Below are 587 nucleotides of genomic sequence, written 5' to 3'. Positions count from 1 at the left end.
ACGCTGGGGCGCGCTTTGCTGAGGCTGGTCGATGCCTCCGCCGGAGAAATCCGCTTCGACGGCCGCGACATCACTCAGCTCCCCGACGGCGAGATGAGGCCGCTACGCCGTCGCATGCAGATGATCTTTCAGGACCCGATGGCCTCGCTCAACCCGCGCCATTCGGTGCGGAAAATCCTGGTCGAGCCGATCCTGCTGCATGGGTTGGCCGCCAATGCACGGCAGGCGGAAGAGCGGGTGCAGAAAATCCTCGACCGGTTTGCGCTGCCGAAAGTCGTGCTCGACCGCAATCCGCATGAGCTTTCCGGCGGCCAGCGCCAGCGCGTCGGCATTGCCCGCGCTGCCCTGCTGGAGCCGGATTTCGTGCTCGCCGACGAGWTCGTCTCCGGTCTCGATGTCTCGACCCAGGCGCAAGTGCTCAATCTGTTGCGCGATCTGTCGCGTGACATGGGCCTCGCCATGGCCTTTATCAGCCACGACTTGTCGGTGATCCGCGCCGTCTGCGACCGGGTCTATGTGATGCGCTTCGGCCGCGTGGTCGAAGAAGGCCGCTGCGAGGATGTCTTCGCTGCGCCGAAATCCAATTA

Annotated in this window: 1 protein-coding gene; it reads left to right on the top strand. The window is 64.3% G+C overall.

Annotation, left to right across the window (positions count from 1 at the left end):
- Positions 1-15: 15 nt before the first annotated feature.
- On the top strand, positions 16-587 hold a 572-nt coding region (locus tag AC1D0P_RS27255), incomplete at its 3' end, for an ATP-binding cassette domain-containing protein (protein ID WP_477679585.1).

The sequence above is a fragment of the Polaromonas sp. P1_G2 genome, assembly GCF_056405515.1.
This window is presented reverse-complemented; position numbering and strand designations above follow the sequence as displayed.